The organism is Gloeothece verrucosa PCC 7822, assembly GCF_000147335.1.
GTDB lineage: Bacteria > Cyanobacteriota > Cyanobacteriia > Cyanobacteriales > Microcystaceae > Gloeothece > Gloeothece verrucosa.
Window position 1 is genome coordinate 3,004,829 of sequence record NC_014501.1, and the last position, 23,961, is coordinate 3,028,789.

The window sequence follows — 23,961 nt, forward strand, 5'->3', positions numbered from 1 at the left end:
AATCCTACTACTTAATGTTTTATTTACCGATGATTGAACTAGCAGAAACTTACCTCGGCAATATCACAGAGAATAGTAGCCTATCTCAACGGATAGAAAAAGCTCTGTCTGATGAAAATTGTTTAAAAGTTTATCTCAATCACACTGATAGCGGCAAAGGTCGTATACATACTCATACTACCTGTGGCAAGGAAATTGGCATTGTTAAAAGTCGAGATTGGAGTTTACAGGAAGGGGATGTTTTTGAAACTCAACAGGGTAAATTATTGTTGGTTCATCTAGAACAGCAAAAGTTAATGGTAATTCGTTTTAATTTACCAGTAAATCATCCGATTAATTTAGTTCATTTGGGCCATGTTTTGGGAAATCATCATTGGCCAATTATCGTACAGAATGATAAGCTCTATGTTCATTTAGCGGCTGATGAGGAGGTGATAGAGAAAACTATCCGTAATTTTTCCATTCCGGGTTTAGAGATTAGTTATGAATGGCGAAGAAGTGGTGATAAATTAGTTTTTTGTGAAAATAAAGATCATCATCATTAATAACAGATGAATACAGATGAATAATTTTTCTTTGTCTCAATTATTTGTTTTGATGCAGTTGTCGGATTCTTTTTTTCCTTCTGGTTCTTTTACGCTTTCTCATGGATTAGAAGCTTTGGTGCAAGAAGGCCAATTGCATTCATGGGAAGATGTACTGGTTTTTTTGCGGCTGTTGTTGCTCAATAAGATAGCTACGGCGGATGTTGTGGCTTTAATTCATGCTTATCGAGGCAGTGCGAAGGATGATTTAGATGCGGTACGAGCGGCAGATGCTCAACTTTTTGCTCAAACTTTAATTGAAAAAACTCGAGAAATGGGACGCAAAAGTGGACGCGCTTTGCTGATGGTAGCCTGCCAAACTTGGCCAGATTCTCAACTAGAAACCCTAGAAATTGAGGCGACAAATGGTAAAATTTACGCTTTACATCCCGTGATTTTTGCTGTGGTTGGTAGAGTAGCCGGATTAAGTGAAGAAAATACTGTATTGGCATTTTCACATAGTTTTGTAACGGGTTTGTTAGGAGCGGCTATTCGCTTAAATGTAGTGGGACATCTACAAGCACAAAAAATTTTACGGCAATTAGCCCCCGATCTAGCAGCAATATACCCAATAGCGGCTCAATTAAATCTCGATCAAATGTGGTCTTGTACTCCAGCGATCGATCTTGCCCAAATGCGACATAAAAAACTCGCTTACCGTTCATTTGCTAGTTAGATTAAATGATTAAGATTAATTGTCGTTAGTTGATTAGTTTAATTGTATTCTAATTATTTAGTTTAATGTTTTAATCATAGTCATGAGTTACTATATAGATCGACAAAAATACGCGGCTATGTTTGGCCCAACTGTAGGGGATAAAGTCCGTCTTGCAGATACCGAATTAGTGATCGAAGTAGAACAAGATTACACCACCTACGGCGAAGAGGTTAAATTTGGCGGCGGCAAAGTTATCCGTGATGGGATGGGACAATCTCCTATCGTTAATGGTGACGGTCCAGATACCGCCGTCGATACAGTGATTACAAATGCCTTAATTCTCGACTGGTGGGGTATTGTTAAAGCTGATATCGGTATTAAAGGCGGCAAAATTTTCAAAATTGGTAAAGCGGGTAATCCCTATACACAAAGTAACGTCAATATTATTATTGGTCCAGGCACAGAAATCATTGCCGGAGAGGGGCGCATTGTCACCGCCGGAGCCATTGACACTCATATTCATTTTATCTGTCCTCAACAGATCGAAACCGCCCTTGCTTCTGGAATTACTACCATGATAGGGGGGGGTACAGGTCCGGCTGCGGGAACGAATGCCACCACTTGCACCCCTGGACCTTGGCACATTCATCGTATGTTACAAGCGGCAGATGCTTTTCCCATTAATTTAGGTTTTTTGGGGAAAGGAAATACCAGTAAACCCGAAGCGCTAAGACAACAAATTGCTGCCGGGGCACTCGGTTTAAAGCTTCATGAAGACTGGGGATCAACGCCGGCTGCTATTGATACCTGTTTGAGTGTGGCAGAAGAATATGATGTACAGGTTGCCATTCACACCGATACCCTCAATGAGGGGGGTTTTGTGGAGGATACCATTGCGGCTTTTAAAGAAAGAGTAATTCATACGTTCCACACTGAGGGAGCAGGGGGAGGTCATGCGCCGGATATTCTTAAAGTGTGCGAATATCCCTATGTGTTACCGGCTTCTACTAACCCGACTCGTCCTTTTACCATTAATACTTTAGCCGAACATAAGGATATGTTGATGGTGTGTCATCACCTCGATCCTAAGATTCCTGAAGATGTTCAATTTGCTGATTCGAGAATTCGTCCCCAAACCATAGCGGCTGAAGATATTTTGCATGATTTGGGTGTGATTAGTATTATGTCTTCTGATTCTCAGGCGATGGGAAGAATTGGAGAAGTGATTATTCGTACTTGGCAAACTGCCCATAAAATGAAAGTCCAAAAAGGAACGCTTAATAATCCTTCTAATCCCCAACATAGTGATAATTTCAGAGCCAAGCGCTACATTGCTAAATATACTATTAATCCTGCATTAGCTCATGGAATTTCGACTTATGTCGGTTCTATTGAAGAGGGAAAATTAGCAGATTTATGTCTCTGGAAACCGGCTTTTTTTGGGGTAAAACCGGAAATGGTAATTAAAGGAGGGGCAATTGTTTGGGCCCAAATGGGTGATCCGAATGCCAGTATTCCGAGTCCGGGTCCGGTTTATATGCGTCCCATGTTTGGCAGTTTTGGCGGCGTTATTGGGGAGACTTCGATAACTTTTGTCTCTAAAAAAGCGTTAGAGGAAGGTGTCCCAGAAAAGCTAGGTTTAACCTCTCGGGTAGCGGCGGTTTTTGATACTCGTACCGTGAGAAAAACCGATTTAAAACTTAATAATGCTACCCCAAAAATGGAAGTTGATCCCGAGACTTATGAAGTAAGGGCCGATGGTGAATTGTTAACTTGTGAGCCTCTGGCTCATTTACCCATGACTCAGCGTTATTTCTTATTTTAACAGTATTTCATGCCTTTCCCTCTTACCCCCCGCGAGTTGGGGGGAGTTGGATATAGGGAATGATTAACTTATAGGATTGAGTCTTTTTACACCGAACATATAAGGTCTCTACACTTTTGAGGAATCACTTACCTTTTCCTTTCACAAACAGATAAACTAATAACTGGTAACTGCTTTCTAATTTTTAACTCAAACGTGGATACATCAACCCTTTCTTCAACCTTCGTCTTAACCCTATTGATGATGATAGGTTTATTCTTCTTCATTCGAGCATCCGTTAAGGACCGTACCGAACAAGTGACATTAAATTTTCAGATGCCTGAAGATGACCTTCTCACTCGCTTACAAACTTATTTTGAAAAACGAGCTTATCAAGTCGCCGCTAGTGAACCTCAAAATAAACAAGTTACTTTAGAAGGTTTTGTCCGTCCTAGCCGCTTTTTAGCCATTTTTCTTTCCTTTCTAGCCGCTCTCGGGTTACTGAGTTTATCCCTCGTCTTGTCTTTACTCTATCCTCCCTTAACAGGCTTATTTCTTTGTTTAACCTTCTTAGCCCCTCTAGCAGGGATTTTTTATTGGAAGCGAGCCGCACGAGTTGAGAAAATCTCTTTAAAATTAGAACCTACCCCAGGGCCCGGACAAAGCCGTATTACCATTACTGCTCATCGAGACGAACTGATTCAACTACAACAAACTGCCGTCACCTTGCTAAAATGATGCGCTACGAGGGTAAGACAACTGTTTAATTTACAACCCAGATACCACCCTAAATCCTTATATAACAGTTTGCCCGCCTACGGAGGCGGGCCTAAAATGGTGTACTAACGATATGGACTCCTAAAAATAGTAATTTAGTTAGATAACAACTAAGGTGGACAACATCTATCCAACATCTTTAGAGATTCTTAGCTTTAACTTACCTCCTTGCCGACTCAGGTGTTGATTGCGGCTCATTCCACTACATTCATATAGAAGACATTCCTTACATTGTGTGGTTGATACCACCATATTGCGATTCGAGGTTGTTATTTAAAGATGTTGGTTGGATTAGAGCCGGAGACACAAACTCCAATCTCATCGCCTTTTAGAAGCTTGGTGAACTTCCTTGTGCCTACTTTTAATATATCATTGATAACTTAAGATCATCCATAACTTTACTAATCTTTACATTTAAGGAGTCATTGGTCATTGGTCACCGTTCCCCTTTCCTCTTCTTCTGTTCGGGTTTCCTACTCCCTGTTGCCTAAAAAAATGAAAACCTGTAGGATAGGCTAATCAAAAATCCTACAGATTGAATTTAAGGTTACTACAAAGTTTAGTTCACTTGTTTGAGAGACTCTACGCTCCTAGTAAATTGCTCTGTAAACAGACTCAACACCGTCCGATTTTCACGGATTTTAATATTAGCACTAATAGACATCCCTGATTGTAGCCGAATTTTTTTATCCTCAATCTGTAGATATTGTTTATCCAGTTTAATTTCGGTAGGAAATCGATAGTATTTATGGATTTCATCCGGTGGCAAAGCATCAGATCCTACAGATGACACTTTTCCTTTGATATCCCCATATTCACTAAAGGGGAATGAATCAATTCTAATATCGGCTTTCATTCCTTTACGAACAAACCCAATATCTTTATTAATCACATCCACTTCAGCCACAAAATAATCATCGGGAACAATCTTTAACAAAGGCTCTGGTTTACTAACTGCTTGAGGAACATAACCCGGTGAGGCTTGTAAATCAAAGACTGTCCCTGATATAGGGGCTTTGATGACTTGATATTTTAACGTCTGTGCCGCTCGACTAATTTGGCTATCATATTCAGAAATTTTGTTTCTATTATCTACTAAATTTTTGGTTAACTGACTATCAATGGCGGCAATTTGTTTTTGATTTTCAGCCATTTTATCCCGCACTTCTTTTTCGGTTATATCTTGGGTGTTATTGTATTTTTCGCGGGCTTGCTCAATAGCGGCTTGTAGTCGTTTTTCTTCTTCTTGATAACGCCCAATATCGGCTAGACGAGTTTCGATTTGTTGCAGTTGTTTTTTATACTCAATCTGTCCATTACCTTGTTTTTCAGTAATATCAGCGATACGGTCATTGACTGACTGTTGCTGTTTATTAATTTGATAACTGGCTAAAGCTCCTTCGTCGGCTAACGGAGCAATCTGATTATAAATTTTCTGTTCAATGTCTAAGCTTGATTTCGCTTGAACTAAGTAATCCTGATTACGGGTTTTAATCTCTTCTAAAACTCGGCGGTCATTAATTAACTGACTTTTAGCATCAGCTAACTGAACTTGTGTTTGAGTGAGTTGTTTGCCCAATTGAGCCATCTCGAGTTTAGCGGCTAAGGCCCGAGAGCCTAATTCTTTCCTAGCCGCATCGAGGCGAGCGAGTTGTTCGCTATTAAGTTTCATATTAGCCACCGTTTCCCCCAATTGATAGCGAAACAGTTGATTTTCCGTCATTAAGGCGATACGATTTCTGGCTAAAGTGGTCACTTCTTTTGGCAGTTTAAGCTGATTCATGGCTGCCTCTAGTTGAGAGGGATCTACATCTTCACTCATCAACTTTTCGTAAAACTCATTTTCTTGCACAATAGCTTGACGAATCTTTTTATAGGATTGGAATTCGGCCTTAGAAGCATCAGTATCAAAAATAACTAACACTTCTCCTTTTTCTACTCGGTCTCCATCTTTAATTAATACATCTTTGACTACCCCATTATTAACAGGTGCTTGAATTTCTTTAACCTTGCCTTGGGGTTTTAGCTGTCCTGTCGCCTGAACGACCTGTTCTATCGGAGCGATAGCCGCCCAGGCAATACTGGCTACTGTTACGGTCAAGATCGTCCAAATTACGCCTCTAGACCAAGTGGGAGATTGACGTAAGACGACCCCTTGCTCGGGAGCCACAAAAAGGGGAAAATTATTCGTCGAGCCGGATGAAGAATTGGTTGGGGCCGGCGATTGTTTTGACTCAGGTGTAGCTGTGATCACCCCTGACTTTTTCCCGTTTCCATTAGTCAAATGACCATTGGAGTGATGACCATTATTATTATGTCCATTCAGTTGACTCATAAACCGTGATCTCTTCTCAATTAATAAATGTTTTCAAGCTGGTTTTAGGATGATTATAGATTAGCTTCTTGTTGCTGATATAAGTAGAAATAGCGTCCTTTAAGGGCCATCAATTCTTGATGGGTTCCCTGTTCTACGACTGTCCCCGCGTCCATCATCACGATCACATCAGCACCTCTAATAGAGGCCAGACGGTGAGTAATAAAGAAGACTGTGCGGTCTTTAAAGGCGACAGAAAGATTCACACAAACTTGCTGTTCAGTGGCGTAGTCTAAAGCACTGGTGGCTTCGTCGAGTACCAGAATTTGCGGTCTTTGCAGAACTGAGCGAGCAATGGCAATTCTTTGGCGTTGTCCGCCTGAAAGCGAGGCTCCTCTTTCTCCTACTCTTGTATTGTACCCATTGGGCAAGTTCATAATAAACTCATGGGCGGCGGCTACTTGAGCGGCTTCAATAATTTCTTCTATGCTGGCATCTGGATTAGTCAGAGCAATATTATCCTGTACAGTTCCGTCAAACAGCAGAGTTTCTTGAGGAACTACACCCACCTGACGACGTAAAGAATAGAGTTCTACTTTATTAATATCATAGCCATCAATCAGAATTCGTCCTGATTCAGGTTCATACAGACGAGAAATTAGTTTGGTTAGGGTACTTTTTCCGGCACCACTTTGCCCGACCACTGCGACAAAAGTTCCGGCAGGAAAATCTAGACTTACATTATACAGTTGTAGAGGGCTGTGACGTTGAAAGCGGAAACAGATATTTTCATATTTAACATTCCCTTTAATCAAAGGCATGGGAATATTATCGCGGTCTTGTTCGGCTTCTTGTGGGGTATCGACAATATCGGCTAAGCGTTCTAAAGATAGAGCGGTTTCTTGGAAATTTTGCCACAGTTGAGTCAGGCGTAAGATCGGAGAAGTAACATAACCCGCAATAATCCGGAAAGCGATCAATTGTCCTAAAGTTAACTCTCCATTGAGAACTAAATAAGCTCCTACCCAAAGCACCAAAAGCCCAGAAAGCTTGTTAAAGAAATTACTCACTGAACTGGCAAAAGTAGAAGTAATAACTGTATTAAATCCAGCCGAAACATAACGAGCATATCGTTCTTGCCACTGCCAACGGGAGCGCAATTCAATATTCTGCGCTTTAACCGTTTGAATGCCTGACATAACTTCCACCAGATAGGACTGGGTTTCTGCGTTTCGTTCGGCTTTATTACGTAACTGTTTGCGAATAATAGGAGAAAAAACGGCTGTGAGAATCACCAAAAGCGGGACGACGGCTAAGGCCCAGGCGGTTAACACCACGCTATAGATGAGCATGACCACGATATAAACGACCGAGAAAAGCGCGTCTAATACAACCGTTAAGGCGGTTCCTGTGAGAAATTGACGAATATTTTCTAATTCATTAACCCGGGTCGAAATTTCCCCAACTGGGCGGCGTTCAAAATATCTTAATGGCAGGCGTAGCAAATGATCGATAATTTCTGAGCCTAAAGCCATGTCGATGCGGTTAGTGGTATCGACAAATAGATTCGTTCGCATTGCCCCGAGTAAAGCTTCAAACAGAGCCATCAGGAGCAAGAAAATGCCTAGCACGTGTAGGGTGTCAGGGCTATTTTGGGCAATTACCTTATCGATAATCACCTGAATCATCAGGGGGTTAGCTAAAGCAAACAGTTGAACAAAGAACGAGGCGACGAACACCTCGATGAGGACTCGACGATATTGCACCAAAGAAGGCAGAAACCAACTGAGGCCAAATCGTTGTTCAGGCGTGGTTTTACTTTTCTGGAGCAGTAAAACTTCTCCCTGTGATCCCCAAGTATCTAAAAAATCTGGGGTTTTTCGGCGCAAGATGCCAATTTCTGGCACCGCCAACACAATTCGCTTCGCGCTAATTTCGTAAATAATGGCCAGACTATCCTGCCAACGTACTAAGGCAGGAGCTTTAATTTGAACAAAAGATTCGGCGTTAATGGTAATTAATTGACTATTAAGCCCCATTAATTCTGTGATCGCGCCGCACAGAGGCAGAGATAAAGCCCCCATACGCTGTATTTGATCTGACACCACCCGGCGGATAATATCTTTACGGAAGGGCATACCAAAATACTGACAAATCATTTGAAAGCAAGCGATGCCGGCATCTAGAGGCGTTTTTCCTCGGATATAAGGATAATTTTTTCTACCTTTTGTCTCACTAATATTTTCGGGAATTCCCATCTCAACCAAAGCGGCTTGAGCATAGGGAATCTCTTCATCCACAGGCTCAGTTTCCATGGCCTCTTGTGAAATCAGGGCATTTTCTGATTCGGAAGTGGCAATCTCAACAACGGGATCGACTGCCTCAACCGGAATGATCGCCCCTTGATGAATTTGAGACTCTTGCTGTGCCTGTTCCATTGATAATTGTAATTCCCGAGCCGGCAATCCAATGAGGCGAACTGGACTACGGTTACTCACTTCGATGATGTCGAGTGAGTTGGTTAATTGAAGATGAGTTCCAATGGAATAATTAATCAGGTTTTCTCCGCCACTGACTAACCAAACTTTTTCAGGATCTGACAAACTCGGCTGATTATTTAGCGTAATTCTCCCCGGAGGAAGATAAGTAACCGTTGTTCCTTCAATCAGATTTTGAGCAATTTTTTTCAGGTTTCCTTGTCCCTGAGCTTGTTGGTTAAAGTATAAGCCAATCAGATCAAAAACTTCTATTAAAGTAGGTTTTTCTTCAAAGGTGGACTTAAACTCAGGATATTTTTCTAGCAGTTCTAAGAAATCTTGTTTTTTAAGGGCTAAACAAACCACTTCTGTAGAAGCAATTACGGTTTCACAAGAGGTTGCCCGGAGAAAATTGATGTAGCCAAATACCGCCCCGGGTTTGAGTAATTCCAGGGTCGTTGGCATTTGAGTGCGGGGATCGTAGCCCAATAGACGGGCTTGTCCTTCGTAAAGAATAACCAAATGTGAAGGAATTTTATCCTTTCTTAGAATGACTTGGCCCATGCGGTAACGCCAAGGCTGAAATTTTTCCGTCAGTTGGTTCACCACCTTTTCTGGCAGTTGATCAAAAGGGGGAACTTGAGTCAAAAATTGTTGAAAGTCAATGGTTGTGTAGCTCATCAGAGAAGGGTCATAGATAACAGAGATTAAATATCAGGAAAAAAGTCTCTCTCCCTAGCTTTTATTATGCGTTAGGTTGTTTGAGAAGACGGATCTAAAGAGACAATTTGTTGCATTTGGTTTATTAACCATTCTTGAAATAGTTCATTGAGAATTCTTTGCTGAGTTTGTTGGTCTAATTGAGCAGAAATACGTTTTTCTAGTCGGACAATAATGATCCATTCTCCCACTTGTGTTGGCGGCCATAATTGCCCGGGTTGACTCCCCATGAGAATTTGACCAATAGTTGGATGAGGAACGTTCAGTTCTACGGGACCAATTAATCCTGCCGTTTGGGCTTCTGGACCTTGAGAATATTGTTTCGCTAATTCTTCAAAGGTATTTTCTTCGTTTTGAATCCGAAAGTACAGTTCTTGAGCAATTCCAGCATCTTTGGTGCGGATTAAAGAATAAATGACTCGGTCTAGTTTCCCTTTGATTTTCAGAAAGTACGGTTCGATTTTATTGGTCCAAGTGGCTTGTTTAAATTTTTCTAGCTTTAGGTCTCGTACTGATAAATGCTCGAGTTGTTCTTGGGTCATTCGCTGTTGTTGTAACCAGGCTTGAACTTGCGCTTCGTTGGTTAGTTGGTTTTGTTGATAGAAAAAATTCCGCGCCATCTGAATTTCTTCTGGAGTACATTCGATAGGAGCGATCGCCTGATCAATGATAATTTCTTTGATTAACTGAGGCAGGAGCCGATACTGGGCTAGTAAGCTATATAAGTCAGATTCTGTGATTTTTTGCTCACCAATTTGTAAAACAACGGTCATTTGTGCGTTCTCCTAGGGGCTGAGATCCCTTAACAGTTCCCATCTGAGGGAAAAGAATCAATTTTGTCGATATTTTAGCTAATTTTTAGCTATTCAGCTATGCTTCAGAAAATTCACTGAAAATAAGTAAATTCTCTTAATTGTCCTTTGCGGGTTAATACAGTTAAGGTTTAAGCATTTAGGTCACATTTTTAGAATGCCCTTAATGGAGCCTAAAGTGATCACTAATGCCTTAGTTATTACAATAAAGTTCAAAGTCATTTTTCTCATCAATTTTACTGAGCAAGTTAAACATCAATGAAAAAGCGTGCTTTTGCTAGGATAGGATAAGGACAAATTTTAGACTTTATTAAACATTGCTTAGTTAATCTAACCCTTGGTAACACCATGAAGTTCTCAAAATCGATGCGTCCACTGAGTACCCATCTGATAGCACTCCTGTTGGGAGTCTTACTGAGTTTTGGGGGTTTCCAAATGTTCTCTTCTGTAGCGGCAGAAACCATTAAATCGGCTGAGAATAATACTATTCCCGCTAATTTGGCAAAAATTCCTGTGTCTACAGATTCAGATAGTTTTGTGGCTACCGCCGTCACCCGTACGGGTCCGGCAGTTGTTCGAATCGATACTGAAGCCGTTGTCAGCCGTCAATTAGACCCTGTGTTTGAAGATCCGTTTTTCCGTCAGTTTTTTGGGGGACAGATTCCACAAAACCCTCAACAACAGCGCATTAGTGGACAAGGCTCCGGTTTTATTGTCGATCAAAGTGGCATTATTCTAACCAATGCTCACGTAGTTGACAATGCGGATAAGGTAACAGTTACCCTCAAAGATGGACGAACCTTTAATGGAATAGTCCGAGGTAGTGATGAGGTGACTGATTTAGCGGTGGTTAAAATTGAGCCTAAAGGGGAACAGTTACCTGTGGCCCCTCTCGGAGATTCAACCGCCATTCAAGTAGGAGATTGGGCGATCGCAGTGGGTAACCCGGTGGGTTTAGATAATACCGTTACTCTAGGAATTATTAGTACAATTGGTCGAAGTGCGGCTCAAGCGGGTATCCCCGATAAACGAATTGATTTTATTCAAACTGATGCGGCCATTAATCCGGGGAATTCAGGTGGTCCTTTATTAAATGCTAAAGGAGAAGTGATTGGCATTAATACAGCCATTCGCGCTGATGCTGCCGGCATCGGTTTTGCGATTCCGATCAATAGAGCTAAGTCTTTACAAAGCACTTTAGCCGCCGGACGAGAAGTTCCTCATCCCTATATTGGGGTTCAGATGGTGAATTTAAATCCTCAACTGGCTCAAGAAAATAATCGTAATCCTAATTCTCCTTTTTTGATTCCTGAAGTAACAGGAATTTTAGTGGTTCAAGTGTTACCAGATACACCGGCACAAAAGGCCGGTCTTCGTCGCGGTGATGTGATTCTTAAGGTTAATAATCAACCGATTAAAGATGGCGGTCAATTACAGTCATTGGTGGAAAATGCCGGTATTAATCAAGACATTCGCTTGAGTGTTCAACGAGGTGATCGCGTTTTTGATGTGACCGTTAAAACGACACAATTGGCTCGTAATTCCTAATTAGTTGTTCTTATTTATAGTGATTTTTTTCCCTAGAGACGTGGCTTTTATACGTCTCTATTTTTATGGGGTTTCTAAAGAATAGGTAATTTTTGGAGATTGATTTGATTGGGTCATCTGATTTTCCTCTGATTAATTTTCGGAAAACTTAGCACCTTTTTTACTGTCTACTTTCCAATCTTCGTTTTCTCCGCCAATAATAAGCCGCTTAATTTCTACATACTCTTTACTCAATTGATTCAAAGAATTAATCAACACATCTAAACCAATTAAATCGCTCGTTCCTAAATCAAACCAACAGCGTCCCCAGGTTCCTTTATACTCAAACTCAGCCATGTTATGCATAACCGACATGAGAGTAGAATCCGTGCCAGAATTATCATAATCCATGTAACTGATCTCAATTCCTGTATCTTGAACCTGAAGATTTTCAGCATTGAAGCCGCCTAATTTTCCCAAATAGAACCAGGAGTTAAACAATTCTTCTATATATTGCTTTTCCATTGGGGAAGGAACCGAGCTAAACTCTAACCAAATCCAAAGATCAAACGGATCAAACTCACGAAATTCTACTTGCATTAATTTCCAATTTTCTAAATTTAACTGTTTACCGAACTAGCTTGACCAATTTTCCACAAAAAACTCGCCACTAAATTCGTAATAATATGAGCCACAATGGGAACTAATAAATTGCCGGTAATTAGGGTAGCATACCCAAGAGCAAAACCCACAATCGTCGCCCAAACAACATAGGGCCATTGTTGTATCCCACTCAGATGTAAAATACCAAATAAACAACTTGAGAGAATCACCGCTAATAAATTATTCCCTAAAGCCGGTAACATTACCCCTCTAAACAGCAACTCTTCACTTAACCCGGGCAGCAGTCCTAGCCAAATTAAATCCGGCCAAACTAAAGGCCGAATCACCAATTCTAAATAAGCGTCGGCACTACGACGATAGGCAGGCCAAAGACGATAAATAATACTACTAGCAGTAATAATTCCTGCTGCCATCGCTAAGCCAGATAATACCGCTAACAGATTAAACTGAATGTCAACAATGGCAATGGAGCCTAAATATTGCCAAACTTTGGCCACAACCAATAAAATTATGGCTGTGACTCCCATAACCACTAGAATTTGAGTGCGAGTGAGAGGTTCAAGATCAGGATTATTAGAATTCGTCACGGGTTTGAGATAAACAACGAAGTGATGACAAGGTAGGACGTAAGGCATCAGCACTAATTCCAGCCCGAAGAGTGACTAATAACCCTAACGCCTCTATATATGAGTTTACCCTAATTGCTTTGATCCCTAATGCTTCTGGAGCAACTTGCATCTGAGTTTTATTTTCTTGGACGGCAATAATTTGCGCTTTTTCTTGGCTAAAACTGAGAATAGCACTCCCACCACAAGCATCAGCCGGTATAATGACGGCATCAACATCATTTGCCCAAACTGTCCCGCTTGTAAAAGAAATCGCGCTTTTGCGAACAAATTGAGGAGCGCGGCTAAGGCCAACTAATACACAGGGTAAAAAGGTATAGCCTAATTCTTCGGCGGCTGAACGAGGGGAAATATTTTCATCTAAGGGTAAAGGCATTAAGGCCGGGGCGTGTGCCGCCGGAATTCTCAAGTGTCGAACAATTAAATGAGAAATGACTGCCTCTGCGCCGGCTAAAGCATCTACCCCTCCACCATAACGATAGTTTTGTAGAGCTTCGCTATCGGGATCATCCGGAAAACGGGCAACAACGGCTATAGCTTCTGCTCTAGCTTGTTGAATTAGAGTTTCTGCGGCTCTTAATAAGCTGCCGGAATTGCCGATGGTGCCCCAACTTGCCCCACTTTCAGACATCCGTAGTTCTACTTCTAGAGGGGCATCGGTAATCACGTAATCGGTTAAATTAAGTCCTAGGGTTGCCCGGGTAGCATCGGCGGCTTGTAGATGGCGCAAGCGCAATTCGGGTTCTATAGCTCGATCTAAGATTAATCCTATGCGGTTTTGATGTACCGGTTCTAATCCCCATTCTCCTTTGGCAAATTGATCCAAACCATAACCTTCTACATAAAAGGTATTAGGCAAATTCCAGTATAATTGCGCCCCGTTAAGAACATTGGGATGAGTAATGAGGCGATCACAAATGGAGGCTATAGCCCTGGCTACCGGTAAGGCATCTCCAGCATAACCCCCAATTGTTGCACCAATGCCCGTAGGAACGATTAAAACAACAGTAAAAGGTTTAGTCATTAGTCATTGGTCATTAGTTATTAGTCATTAGTCATTAGTTATTAGTCATTTGTTTAGTAACAATAGCTTCCACTTGGGCGGTTTGTTTGTCGGTGTCTACTTTAGTAATAGCCCATCGCAGGGGTTCACCTTGTTTTTGTAATTCGCTTTCAATGGCTTGGCTTAGTTTAATCGGTGTTTCTTTAAGGTCGATTTCGGCGCTAATAAAATGAGTAGTCATGATTCTAGTGTGATTGGTAACTTAGTCTAGTCTATCAAGCTCGAGGATGACTTAAGACAAAAGAATGACCCGGATCAACTAAAAAGCGTTGACGTACCGCTTCTCGTCCCAACAACATCCGAAACCCCATCACATCTCGATTGGTTAGGGTTAATTCAATTGGCCACTGTTTTTCCCCTAATTTTACCCGTGTTTGAATCACAGGACGTAATTGAGCAACTCCTCCTGAATTACGAACTAAGCGCCATTCTAATACCTGTGCTTGTGCGATGACGGTATGATGAGTATCTCGCTGATAAGGATGCACGGAAAAACTGATCATTGGCTTTCCTTCGTCTTGAAATTGCTCTATATGAAAAGCGTGAAGGGCAGATGAACGAGCGCCTGTGTCTATTTTGGCTTTCATTTGTTTAATTTGTAATTCTGGTAAATCTAACCATTCTCGCCAACCAATGACGAGTAACTCCTGTTTTTTCATAGCAATATTATATCAATTGGCAGAGGTACATTTATCGTTTTAGGCAGAAGTCAGGCCGTAAATCTGTGTATTACACTCAAATGGCGTTGGTCGGTGGTCATTATTGAAATGTTAGATAGGCAATAATCCCCGGCTTCTAGTATTGATTGTCACTATTGCTCCTTCGAACGTATATTAAGGATTAAACCATGAGTAAAACTGACTTCGATCCCTTTTATTTGACTCATTTTAAATATTTTTCAGGCCCTAACCCTTATCTCAATACTGGTGCGATCGTTTTTGATTTTACAATTTCTAGTCGAGTTGATCCTTTACCCCTAGAAGATTATCAAGCAGAAATTAGTGATAAATTTCCCCAAATTCGGCAATACCCTCTGACGACTTATACAGAACTGTTTGCTCAAACTGTGGTACAAGTTAATCAACTTGAGATGGACCTACATCTAGATCGCTACAGCATTAAAGATGAGCGTATTGCTGTACAATCTCTCGATTATCCTACCAGTATTGAAGTGGTTGATTTAGTTTGGGACTGGTGGGAAGCGATCACTTTAGATAAAAATTTTGACTATAAGTCGCGGCTCAAAAAAGCTCAAGAGACTTTCCGCTTTTCGGCTTATGGTGGGCCTAGCAGTTATGCTATCCTCAGAAGCGCCTATAAACGCGGCATTCCTACCTTTTATCTCCCTGAAGAAAAGTTGATCCAGTATGGCTATGGAATGTATCAAGTGCGAGGAGTCAGTACCACCTTTAACTGTGATAGCCATGTTGATCTAGACTTTACTACCGTTAAAGATGATTGTAAGGGCTTTTTAGCTAATTGCGGTTTTCCGGTTCCTCGGGGTTATGTGGTTTATTCTTTTAAAGAAGCTTTGACCAGTGCAGATGAACTCGGTTATCCGGTGGTCATTAAACCCGTCATTGGACATAAAGGTATTGGGGTTACCGCTAATATTCACAATGATAGAGAGTTAGAATTTGCTTATGATCGCGCGGTGGAAGCTTCTCCCCGCCAACGAGAACACATTATCGTTGAAAAATATATTCCGGGAGCGGATTTTCGCTTATTATGTGTCGGGGGTAAGTTTGTGGCGGCTGTGGAACGTCGTCCGGCTTATGTGATTGGAGATGGACGTTCTACCATAGAAGAGTTAATACAAGATGAAAATGAAATTCCCGCACGTCAAGATACTCCTACTTCTGCCCTTAGTCCGATTTTGATTGATAATGCGCTCTCAAACTATTTGGATCAGCAGGGATTGAGTTTAGATAGTGTCCTTGAGCGCGATCGCCGAGTGTATTTACGGAAAGTGGCTAATATTTCTGCGGGGGGTATTAGTATTGATGTGACTCCCACTGTTCACCCTGATAATATTATTTTGGCTGAGGAGATTGCTCAATATTTTCACATTGTCTGTTTTGGGATTGATGTGATTAGTACAGATTTATCTCGCTCTTGGAAAGAGGGGGAATTTGGCATTATTGAAATTAATGCCGCGCCGGGGATATTGATGCACCTAAAACCGGCTATTGGTGAGAGTATTGATGTTCCGGGTAAAATTTTAGATCATTTATTTCCCTCTCATCGCCCGTCGCGTTTACCCATTATTACCTTTAATCATTTACCGAAACAATCTTTACTATATCTGGTTGATTTAGTTTTACGTTATTATCCTGACTGGACAATAGGAGTGATCTGTCGGGATGGAATGTGGATTAATTATAGTCCTAAACCCCTGCCTAAAGACTATAATACAGCAGTTCTCACCTTGCTTCGTCATCCTAAACTCAATTTATTAATTGCTGAGTATTCTCAAGAGATTTTTGAAACCGAGGGGATGATGTATGAAGGCAGTGACATGATTATTTTAGATGATCCCACTGAAACCGAAAGTATTTTGGCTAGAGATTTGCGTTCAGGTGGAATATTGCTGGTTAAAACCGGAAATCAGGTGGTAATACAAAGGCAAGAAGAACACGAATACTATCAATTAGGCGAAACTGACTCTTTTAGCGATCTGTATCTCGCACAACTATTACACTTAATCGGTCGGAATATAATAACTAGCTAAGTTACTGATTATTCATTTCTAACCAATAAAAGTTGAATGGCTTCTAAAATAATCTCAGGTTGATCTATCCAAATAAAATGACTACTTTTAGAAGCCTCTAACTGCTGACAATTACTCGATAATTTCAATAATTTATTGTGCATTTTATCTCGAAACTTATTAACCGTTCTAATGGGCATATAAAAATTAAAAATAGAAGGGTTAAAAAAAGTTTTTGATTTAACACTTACAATGGGCAAATTTCCTAAATCCTTAACCGCACTTACCTGCTTTGCGCTCTCTTCTAAATTCCCCATTTCTCGCCCCATCGTTAACCAATGCTTAGGACGGTAAAAAAAATGTTTGACTCTTCGGGTCACCTGAATCGGAAATTTTTTTAGTTCTGGCTTAATTAACTCAAAGACTTTCAGATTTCCCAGTAATCTAATTAACCCTAATATCGCTCCCAAAATTGAAAAAATAAATCCCGATAAAAAAAAATATTTAAGAAATCTGAGAGCCAAAGGCATTTTTAACATTTCTTGTTCATGGAGTCCATCACCTAAAACTAACCCTAGAACTTTTTCGGGAAAATAATGAGCATAAAGACGGACATTATAACTGCCAAAAGAATCTCCAACTAAAATATAAGGCGGCTGTATATTGGCTTTTTCTAGTAATATATTTAGTTCTTTAACTATTTCTTCACTACAACGTTTTTTCGGGCTGATATCACTCCATCCATATCCCGCCCGATCATAAATACAAACCCTAGTAATTTCAGCTATTTTGTCAATTAAAAAATAACCATCCAGTCCGCCTAAACTGTGGTCAATGATCACCGTCGGAGTTCCCTGGCCTTGGCAATACAAATGCAAGCGATATCCTCCCACATCTATCAGTTGTCCTGGAGGTTGTTCTATTCGGTTTTCTAATAGACTAGCTAACCCATGATAAATTGTTGTTATTATTAAAAATAACCATTTAATTGTCATTTTTAAAAAGTCGGTAAAGCCATCAAGGTAATTCCTATTCCTAAAATTAAACCCACTAATACTTGGAAGGGAGTATGTCCTAGTAATTCCTTAAGTCTTTCCTCATTAAAGTTATGACCATCCTGAAAAAACTCATCTATAATTTGATTTAAAATTCGCGCCTGTTTGCCTGCCGCTTGACGAACACCAGCAGCATCATACATAACAATCACCGCGAATAAACTAGCGATAGCAAAATCCGGAGATGCCCATCCGACGGTTAATCCAACCCCTGTTGCTAATGATCCTACTAAGGCAGAATGGGCGCTAGGCATTCCCCCTGTGGTAAAAAGAAAGCGAAGATTAACTTTGCCATCACGGATTAATTCAATAATAACCTTTAGCCCTTGGGCTGTTAAGCAGGCTAGAATTGAAACGAGTAAAACCCGATTCTCAAATATTTGCTGAAACTCCTGCATAGTAGATGTGTTCTGGCGTTTTAGTGGGTACGGCTGACAATAAATTGAGCGATCGCTCTTATTGGTTCGGCTTTTTCACCGTAAAGGACTAATTGTGCAATGGCTTCATCCACTAATTTCTGCGCTTGAGCTTTTGATTCTTCTATGCCCCACAGACTCGGATAAGTTGCTTTTTGTGCCTGCACATCTTTACCTATGCTTTTGCCCAATTCTTCTTGAGTGGAGGTGATATCTAAGATATCATCGATGATTTGGAAAGCTAGACCTATATTTTGAGCATAGCGGCTTAGCCTTCTTTGATCCTCACTGGTGGCACCGGCTAAAATAGCTCCTGACAAGACGGAAGTTTCTAATAAGGCACCGGTTTTGTGGGTATGGATAAAAGTGAGAGTCTCTGCGGTAATATCCAACTTCCCTTCTGATTCTAAATCAAGTACCTGACCTCCCACTAATCCGGCAGCCCCAACGGTGCGCCCTAAACGAGCAATGACTTGTAAAACTTGATTGGGGGGAACATTTCGGGTTTGGGTAGCCACAAATTCAAATGCGTAGGATAATAAACCATCACCGGCTAAGATGGCGATATCTTCACCATAAACTTTATGATTGGTTAATTTACCCCGCCGATAGTCATCATTATCCATAGCTGGCAGATCATCATGGATCAATGACATAGTATGAATCATTTCTAGAGCGCAAGCGGTAGGCATCGCCATCTCGATTGTACCGCCCATCAGTTCACAGGTGGCTAAACAAAGAATTGGGCGTAGTCGCTTTCCTCCTGCCAGTAAGGAGTAGCGCATGGCTTCATAAATTTTTTCGGGTTTAGTGATCGGGAGAGAACCTTCCAATGCTTGGTCGACCAAGTCTTTTTGTTGTTTAAGATAGGCTTTTAGATCAAAGCAGGTTCTCTCTTGAGCAATTTTTTCATCTGTTGTGACCATGTTTCTTACCTTGAACCAGCCAATTGCTCTATTTATTTTACAGGTATAGGGACAGTTGTTTATCCTAAGCCTCGAGAAGAGTTTTAAGAACGGAAAATCCTGACTGTGCTTATGGGTTTGTGGCGTTGTTTTTAGCCTGCATTAAGCTTTCGCGTACAAGTTTAGGCCAGATGAGCAAAAAATAAACCCACCACAGCACAATTGGGATGGCAACTAACAGAGTTAGCCAGATGATTTTAAATATCAGCCAAGAACCTCCTACAATTAAGATTCCTGTGAGCAAGATCGACCAAGGCTGACACCACCAGGGTTTATAGTTCCAAGGATTAACAAATTGTGACATTTTTTTATTTTAGCAACTTTTAGTCGTTTGCTCAACTCTTGGCTCTGTTATGGTAAGGCTCAAGTGCCAGGTCTAGCTAGGTAATACCCCTGAATTATTGGTAAAATAATGGTAGATTCCCCTAGACTAGGAGGAACATCTGAGCATGAAAAGAACACTAGGACTACTCGCCACTGCCGCTTTACTTTGGGTAGGGATAGAATTAGCCACACAAGCTTATCCCATGCGTACTCATCAAAGAGGAAACTCTTCTTATGGCGTGGATTATTATAGACCATCTAACGACTATCCGAGGGGTGACGACTCTTACTATTATCAGCAAAGAGGGGTAATCATCCAGAGAAGAGGAGGTTATGATAATTGCTATCATTGCTCAATTCCTTCTCAGGGTTATAACGGTTATTATCGATCTCCTCGACCTTATAATACGGCACCTTTCTACTACCCCGATTCGCCTTATAGTTTTTACAATCGTTATAACGGTTATAGCGGCTATCATGGCTCTCCTGGACCTTATAACAATAGGGCACCTATCTACTCTCCGGGTTCGCCTTATAGGGGTTATAATCCTTACAATTACGGCTATTAGGCATAGGCAGAATAAAATCCTTAATAAGACTTGAGCATCCCGTTTTTATAGGGCTATAGGCTAAGATGAGGGTAACTCATCCGCTTTATCAGCTTATGGATCAAACGCCTCAAGGAATTCCTAATTTACCCGATCTTACTCATCCTCAAGAATTAATTAATTTAGGTCAACATTTTTTTATTCCCTTATTAATTTTAATAGTTTTAATCGGGGGGTTAGGGCTAGTTTTGGCTGTCTTTAGTTGGGGTTTAAACCGCCCAAACTCTAAAGGGACAAGCTTTCTTCGTGAATGGGAAGTTGCCTATTCTTCTCTGTTGCAGAAAGTTCAACAGAGTATTTTATTGTTAATTTTAATTGTCATTGGTTTTTTCTTCTGTTCAACTTTAGCGAATCGTTATCATTACTGGGAACAGAGTAAAATCGCTTCTTTAGCGGCTAGTGTAGCGGGAGAAAGATTAGAACAAACTGCCCCTAGAGTGCGCTACGTAGTAGAAGAACCTTACAAGTATTACACTCAAGTAGACGGGAAAGTTGTTCAAGTTCAGGAAACTCGAAAAGTTGATCGTTTTTTAGCTCTCAATCGCTCAGATATTCAGGTTAATATTAACCAGACTCAAAATTTACAAACCCAAGGGAATAATTATAAAGTAGACTTTAAAGGAGTCTATGAAGTGACTAATTCTCTGCCAGAATATAAAGAATTATTTTTTGAAATTTCTCCGCCTTATGGCTATACACTTTTAAAAAATTTTCGAGTAGAACGAGAGGGAAATAAACTGAATCCGGTTACGCCTAATCAGTATAGTTTTCCCATCAGTTTAGATCCCAATCAAACGAGTATTTTTCAAGTGACTTATCAAGTTCAAGGCGCACCGCGTTGGGTTTACAATGCCGGGGGAGATTTATTGTCTAATTTTCGCTTGATAGTTACGGCAAATTTTCCTAAAGCTGATTTTGCAAGCGGCATTGTTCCTTCTGAAATTAAAACTGAGGGTCAAGGAACAGTTTTTACTTGGATTTTTGAGGAAAATGTCTCTGTTGCTAATCCTTTTGGGGTGTTTACTGCCACAGAATCCATTAAAAATACTGGGGTTATTCCTCGGTTATTAATGTTAGCCCCTGGAATATTTTTGTGGTGGATTTTGTTGTTATATTTTTCTTTGCCGCTAAAAGAACGAGATTTAGCTATCATAGCGGCTCTATTTTTTGCGGGTTTACTGGCACTAACTTATCTTAGCCGCCTTATAGAAGTAAAATTAGCTCTTGCAGGAATTTCTTTGATCTGGTTAATTTTAGTTTGGGGGTTAGGTACCAATATAAGAACGTCTTTAGCGGCGGTTATCTGTACCATTTCGGGGGCGATTTTACCGGTTTTAGGATTATTAATTCCCTACAGTGGACTAACCTTAAGTTTAGCGGGGTTGTTGTCGGTAATTTGGTTAACGGTTAAAAATTGGTATTCGATTCGTTTTTTAAGCTCCTAGTGGCGTGATATAGCTAATTTGCTGTATTAAGTTAGGTCTGACCTCTCCCCAACCCCTCTCCTACAAGGAGAGGGGATAAACATTTATTGCACAATAAACACAAATATGATCAGTGACCTCCCCCTCGTCAATACTGGTGAGCTTGTGTTAGATTGGAACAGAAGTAGTAATAAAGTAATAAGACTGTAGTATAGGTTCTGTATGCCCAACTGGTGCGCCGACTTGTAGTCTGAGCGTATACCGTCATAGTGCTTTAACTATTTCACTGTTTGATTAACTCAGTTGGAAGAGTAACCGCCTGACACGCGGCTTGTCACAGGTTCGAATCCTGTATCAAACCCCCGGAAGTTAGCTCATTTGGTTAGAGCAATCGGTGTATCGCCGATTGGTAGTAGGTTCGATTCCTATACTTTCAACCAGCAACCTCGTCCAGGTTAAAGGACACCTTGTTAGGGACAAGGCAACTTCGCAACAACGTAGTTTTTAGTGGGTGACAAACCCATTAGATTAGTATCGGTTACTCTGTAGTACAGATGTTTGATCCCTGTGAAGGAGCCAGAGCAAAAGCCATTTTCCCTAACTTGAGTATGTCCCTTCGTTTTCCTAATCCCTTTCTCTAGGGAGATTGTGGTATTGGCAAAGCGAACGGCGTATTTGAGTGCTGTTTGCTTTTTCAAGGAAGCCTTTGGCTAACTAGAGGAAAATTTCAGCCCTCTTAATCCAGTTTTGGAGAAACTTTTGCCCGCACCTGAACAGTTAAACATCTGTATGGTCAGAGTAAAAAAAGTTGTGTATTATATGTAGTATATTGAAATATGCTTCGGCTAGAGGTTACCAACTCCAGCTAGTCGTTAAAGCTATCAAACAAACAAATGTTTTTATCTAAACTTTTCCGGTGGCTACAGTTGCCTCTTTTATTCTCTATGTGGAAAACCTTTTATATTAAACCCAATGAAATCGGAATTTTATATCACCGCAGCGATTTTAAGAAAATTTTGTCACCAGGAACCTATACTTATTTTGGTCGCCATTGGAATCTTAAAACCTATGACCTCAACCAGGCAGAAGCTAAGATAGAAAATCTAGAATTATTGCTAGTAACTCACTCAGCCGAACTGAGTGATAAGCTGTTAATTGTTAGAACAAACTTTAATCAAACCGCTTTAGTACGCTACGGTCAAAACTGGATCAGCATTGCTCCTAATCAACTTCGTGCTTTTTGGCGGGGTTTTATTGAGGTAGAATCTCATATTTTCAATTTAGACGAAAGTTTGGAATTACCGGCTGAGTTTGTCGAGCAAGTGCGGGGCATAACTTTAAACGGATTGAAAAAATTTCAAGTCACAGAATATGAGATTGGTTTGCTGTACGTTCAAAATAATTTTGTGCGGCCTCTCGAACAGGGAGAATATGCTTTTTGGGTTGTAAATAAGGACGTGGCTGTGCGAACTCTCAGCCGCATTGTGCCTAATCCTGATTTTCCTCTTGAAGATGTCCTAATTGAAAAACATCCTGAGTTTGTACAAACTTATTGCCAAATTGTTCAATTAGAAAGTAACCAAGTGGCAATCATAAGATATTTAGGTAAGGTTATTTCTATTTTGCCACCCACCAGCCGCAAGTTATTTTGGCAGGGGGTTGAAGTGGAAATTATTGATATTAGCAGCGAGGCAAAATTGCCGCCTAATTTAGTAGCCGAATTGCTGGCAGGTTCTAAAGAGGTTTTATTACTGAGTCACAACAGTTTACATATTCGAGAAGTGCCATCACAGCACCTAGGTTTGTTGTATATTAACCAAGAATTTCAAGCCCAATTACAGCCAGGGACTCATGCTTGGTGGGTGTTTGGACGCTCATTTCAAACTGAAGTATTTGACTTACGTTTACAATCTATTGAAGTATCGGGTCAAGATATTCTCTCAAAAGATAAAGTGCCTTTGCGGTTGAATTTAACGGCGGGTTTCCGCATTCAAGATGCCCTTAGAGCCAAAAATGGTTTATCAAATGTTTCTGATTTCTTGTACAAAGAATTACAATTTGCTTTACGGGCGGCAGTCGGTGAAAAGACTTTAGATGCTTTATTGGAAGATAAAGGCGTGATCGATCAAAGTGTAGCCGAATACATTCGCGCTAAAACCGCAGACTATGGAATTGAAGTCGATTCTGTCGGAGTAAAAGATATAATTTTACCTGGCGAGATTAAAACGATTTTGAGCAAAGTAGTAGAAGCTGAAAAAGCGGCTCAAGCTAATGTGGTTAGACGTAGAGAAGAAACCGCAGCGACTCGTAGTATGTTGAATACTGCAAAAGTAATGGAGGATAACCCTGTGGCATTGCGGCTCAAAGAACTGGAGGTTTTAGAACGCATTGCTGAAAAGATTGATCATATTCAAGTGAATGGGAGTTTAGATAGTATTTTGACGGAATTAATTCAAATTAATCGGCAATAAGA

The 23,961-nt window shown here is 40.7% G+C and carries 21 protein-coding genes and 2 tRNA genes; 11 read left to right on the forward strand and 12 right to left on the reverse strand.

The annotated features are described in order from the left end of the window. The first annotated feature begins 29 nt into the window (after window positions 1-29). From CYAN7822_RS13170 to CYAN7822_RS13185, 4 genes are all read left to right on the forward strand, one after another. A complete protein-coding gene (locus CYAN7822_RS13170) occupies window positions 30-545 on the forward strand; it encodes an urease accessory protein UreE (RefSeq protein ID WP_041933716.1) in 516 nt (171 codons plus the stop codon). 16 nt (window positions 546-561) lie between these two features. Next, on the forward strand, window positions 562-1,260 hold the full coding sequence (locus CYAN7822_RS13175) for an urease accessory protein UreF (RefSeq protein ID WP_013322770.1): 699 nt from the start codon (window positions 562-564) through the stop codon (window positions 1,258-1,260). 82 nt (window positions 1,261-1,342) lie between these two features. Continuing rightward, complete coding sequence (ureC, locus tag CYAN7822_RS13180) at window positions 1,343-3,067, forward strand: urease subunit alpha (protein ID WP_013322771.1); 1,725 nt, start codon at window positions 1,343-1,345, stop codon at window positions 3,065-3,067. 195 nt (window positions 3,068-3,262) lie between these two features. Beyond that, window positions 3,263-3,784: a cofactor assembly of complex C subunit B gene (locus CYAN7822_RS13185; protein WP_013322772.1), complete on the forward strand. Its 522-nt coding sequence runs from the start codon at window positions 3,263-3,265 to the stop codon at window positions 3,782-3,784. A gap of 598 nt (window positions 3,785-4,382) precedes the next feature. Here the strand turns inward: CYAN7822_RS13185 and CYAN7822_RS13190 are convergent. The 3 genes from CYAN7822_RS13190 to CYAN7822_RS13200 form a co-directional block, all read right to left on the reverse strand. Then, window positions 4,383-6,158, reverse strand: a complete 1,776-nt coding sequence (locus CYAN7822_RS13190; RefSeq protein WP_013322773.1) for a beta-barrel domain-containing protein — start codon at window positions 6,156-6,158, stop codon at window positions 4,383-4,385. A 53-nt stretch (window positions 6,159-6,211) separates the two neighbouring features. After that, window positions 6,212-9,295 carry a peptidase domain-containing ABC transporter gene (locus tag CYAN7822_RS13195; protein ID WP_013322774.1) on the reverse strand — a complete coding sequence of 1,028 codons (3,084 nt, stop codon included), beginning with the start codon at window positions 9,293-9,295 and terminating at the stop codon, window positions 6,212-6,214. Between the two features lie 71 nt (window positions 9,296-9,366). Then, the gene (locus CYAN7822_RS13200; RefSeq protein WP_013322775.1) at window positions 9,367-10,107 is read right to left on the reverse strand and encodes a peptidylprolyl isomerase; all 741 of its coding nucleotides are present in this window, start codon (window positions 10,105-10,107) and stop codon (window positions 9,367-9,369) included. A 387-nt stretch (window positions 10,108-10,494) separates the two neighbouring features. Between CYAN7822_RS13200 and CYAN7822_RS13205 the strand changes: the two genes are divergently transcribed. Continuing rightward, window positions 10,495-11,694, forward strand: coding sequence for an HhoA/HhoB/HtrA family serine endopeptidase (locus CYAN7822_RS13205; protein ID WP_041933240.1), 1,200 nt, complete (start codon window positions 10,495-10,497; stop codon window positions 11,692-11,694). Window positions 11,695-11,826: 132 nt separating this feature from the next. Here the strand turns inward: CYAN7822_RS13205 and CYAN7822_RS13210 are convergent, their stop codons facing one another. From CYAN7822_RS13210 to CYAN7822_RS13230, 5 genes are read right to left on the reverse strand one after another with little or no spacing between them, the layout of a single operon-like run. Further along, entirely contained in the window at window positions 11,827-12,273 is a 447-nt protein-coding gene (locus CYAN7822_RS13210) for a DUF3531 family protein (protein ID WP_013322777.1), read from the reverse strand. Window positions 12,274-12,293: 20 nt separating this feature from the next. Then, window positions 12,294-12,884, reverse strand: coding sequence for a CPBP family intramembrane glutamic endopeptidase (locus CYAN7822_RS13215; protein WP_041933241.1), 591 nt, complete (start codon window positions 12,882-12,884; stop codon window positions 12,294-12,296). After that, the gene (locus CYAN7822_RS13220; RefSeq protein WP_013322779.1) at window positions 12,871-13,947 is read right to left on the reverse strand and encodes a DUF3326 domain-containing protein; all 1,077 of its coding nucleotides are present in this window, start codon (window positions 13,945-13,947) and stop codon (window positions 12,871-12,873) included. The genes CYAN7822_RS13215 and CYAN7822_RS13220 overlap by 14 nt, the downstream gene beginning before the upstream one ends. Window positions 13,948-13,981: 34 nt before the next feature. Beyond that, window positions 13,982-14,167, reverse strand: coding sequence for a hypothetical protein (locus CYAN7822_RS13225; RefSeq protein WP_013322780.1), 186 nt, complete (start codon window positions 14,165-14,167; stop codon window positions 13,982-13,984). A 34-nt stretch (window positions 14,168-14,201) separates the two neighbouring features. Then, window positions 14,202-14,645, reverse strand: coding sequence for an ATP-dependent zinc protease family protein (locus CYAN7822_RS13230; RefSeq protein ID WP_013322781.1), 444 nt, complete (start codon window positions 14,643-14,645; stop codon window positions 14,202-14,204). 188 nt (window positions 14,646-14,833) lie between these two features. On the opposite strand from CYAN7822_RS13230, the gene CYAN7822_RS13235 reads away from it, so the two are divergent. After that, window positions 14,834-16,717 (forward strand): ATP-binding protein, encoded by a 1,884-nt coding sequence (locus CYAN7822_RS13235; RefSeq protein WP_013322782.1) that lies wholly within the window; start codon window positions 14,834-14,836, stop codon window positions 16,715-16,717. 8 nt (window positions 16,718-16,725) lie between these two features. Here CYAN7822_RS13235 and CYAN7822_RS13240 read toward each other — a convergent pair whose 3' ends face one another. From CYAN7822_RS13240 to CYAN7822_RS13255, 4 genes are all read right to left on the reverse strand, one after another. Next, window positions 16,726-17,691 (reverse strand): alpha/beta fold hydrolase, encoded by a 966-nt coding sequence (locus CYAN7822_RS13240; protein WP_013322783.1) that lies wholly within the window; start codon window positions 17,689-17,691, stop codon window positions 16,726-16,728. A gap of 2 nt (window positions 17,692-17,693) precedes the next feature. Further along, a complete protein-coding gene (locus CYAN7822_RS13245) occupies window positions 17,694-18,149 on the reverse strand; it encodes a divergent PAP2 family protein (protein ID WP_013322784.1) in 456 nt (151 codons plus the stop codon). Between the two features lie 20 nt (window positions 18,150-18,169). After that, window positions 18,170-19,093 carry a geranylgeranyl diphosphate synthase CrtE gene (crtE, locus tag CYAN7822_RS13250; protein WP_013322785.1) on the reverse strand — a complete coding sequence of 308 codons (924 nt, stop codon included), beginning with the start codon at window positions 19,091-19,093 and terminating at the stop codon, window positions 18,170-18,172. A 109-nt stretch (window positions 19,094-19,202) separates the two neighbouring features. Then, complete coding sequence (locus CYAN7822_RS13255) at window positions 19,203-19,436, reverse strand: DUF6737 family protein (protein ID WP_013322786.1); 234 nt, start codon at window positions 19,434-19,436, stop codon at window positions 19,203-19,205. 145 nt (window positions 19,437-19,581) lie between these two features. Between CYAN7822_RS13255 and CYAN7822_RS13260 the strand changes: the two genes are divergently transcribed. The 5 genes from CYAN7822_RS13260 (at window position 19,582) to CYAN7822_RS13280 (ending at window position 23,959) form a co-directional block, all read left to right on the forward strand. Then, window positions 19,582-20,025 carry a hypothetical protein gene (locus tag CYAN7822_RS13260; RefSeq protein WP_013322787.1) on the forward strand — a complete coding sequence of 148 codons (444 nt, stop codon included), beginning with the start codon at window positions 19,582-19,584 and terminating at the stop codon, window positions 20,023-20,025. 95 nt (window positions 20,026-20,120) lie between these two features. Beyond that, window positions 20,121-21,509, forward strand: a complete 1,389-nt coding sequence (locus CYAN7822_RS13265; protein WP_041933242.1) for a hypothetical protein — start codon at window positions 20,121-20,123, stop codon at window positions 21,507-21,509. Window positions 21,510-21,776: 267 nt separating this feature from the next. Next, window positions 21,777-21,849: transfer RNA gene (locus CYAN7822_RS13270), tRNA-Val, on the forward strand. A gap of 2 nt (window positions 21,850-21,851) precedes the next feature. Next, window positions 21,852-21,928, forward strand: a tRNA-Ile gene (locus tag CYAN7822_RS13275). A gap of 453 nt (window positions 21,929-22,381) precedes the next feature. Next, complete coding sequence (locus CYAN7822_RS13280) at window positions 22,382-23,959, forward strand: slipin family protein (protein WP_245602743.1); 1,578 nt, start codon at window positions 22,382-22,384, stop codon at window positions 23,957-23,959. Window positions 23,960-23,961 lie beyond the last annotated feature (2 nt).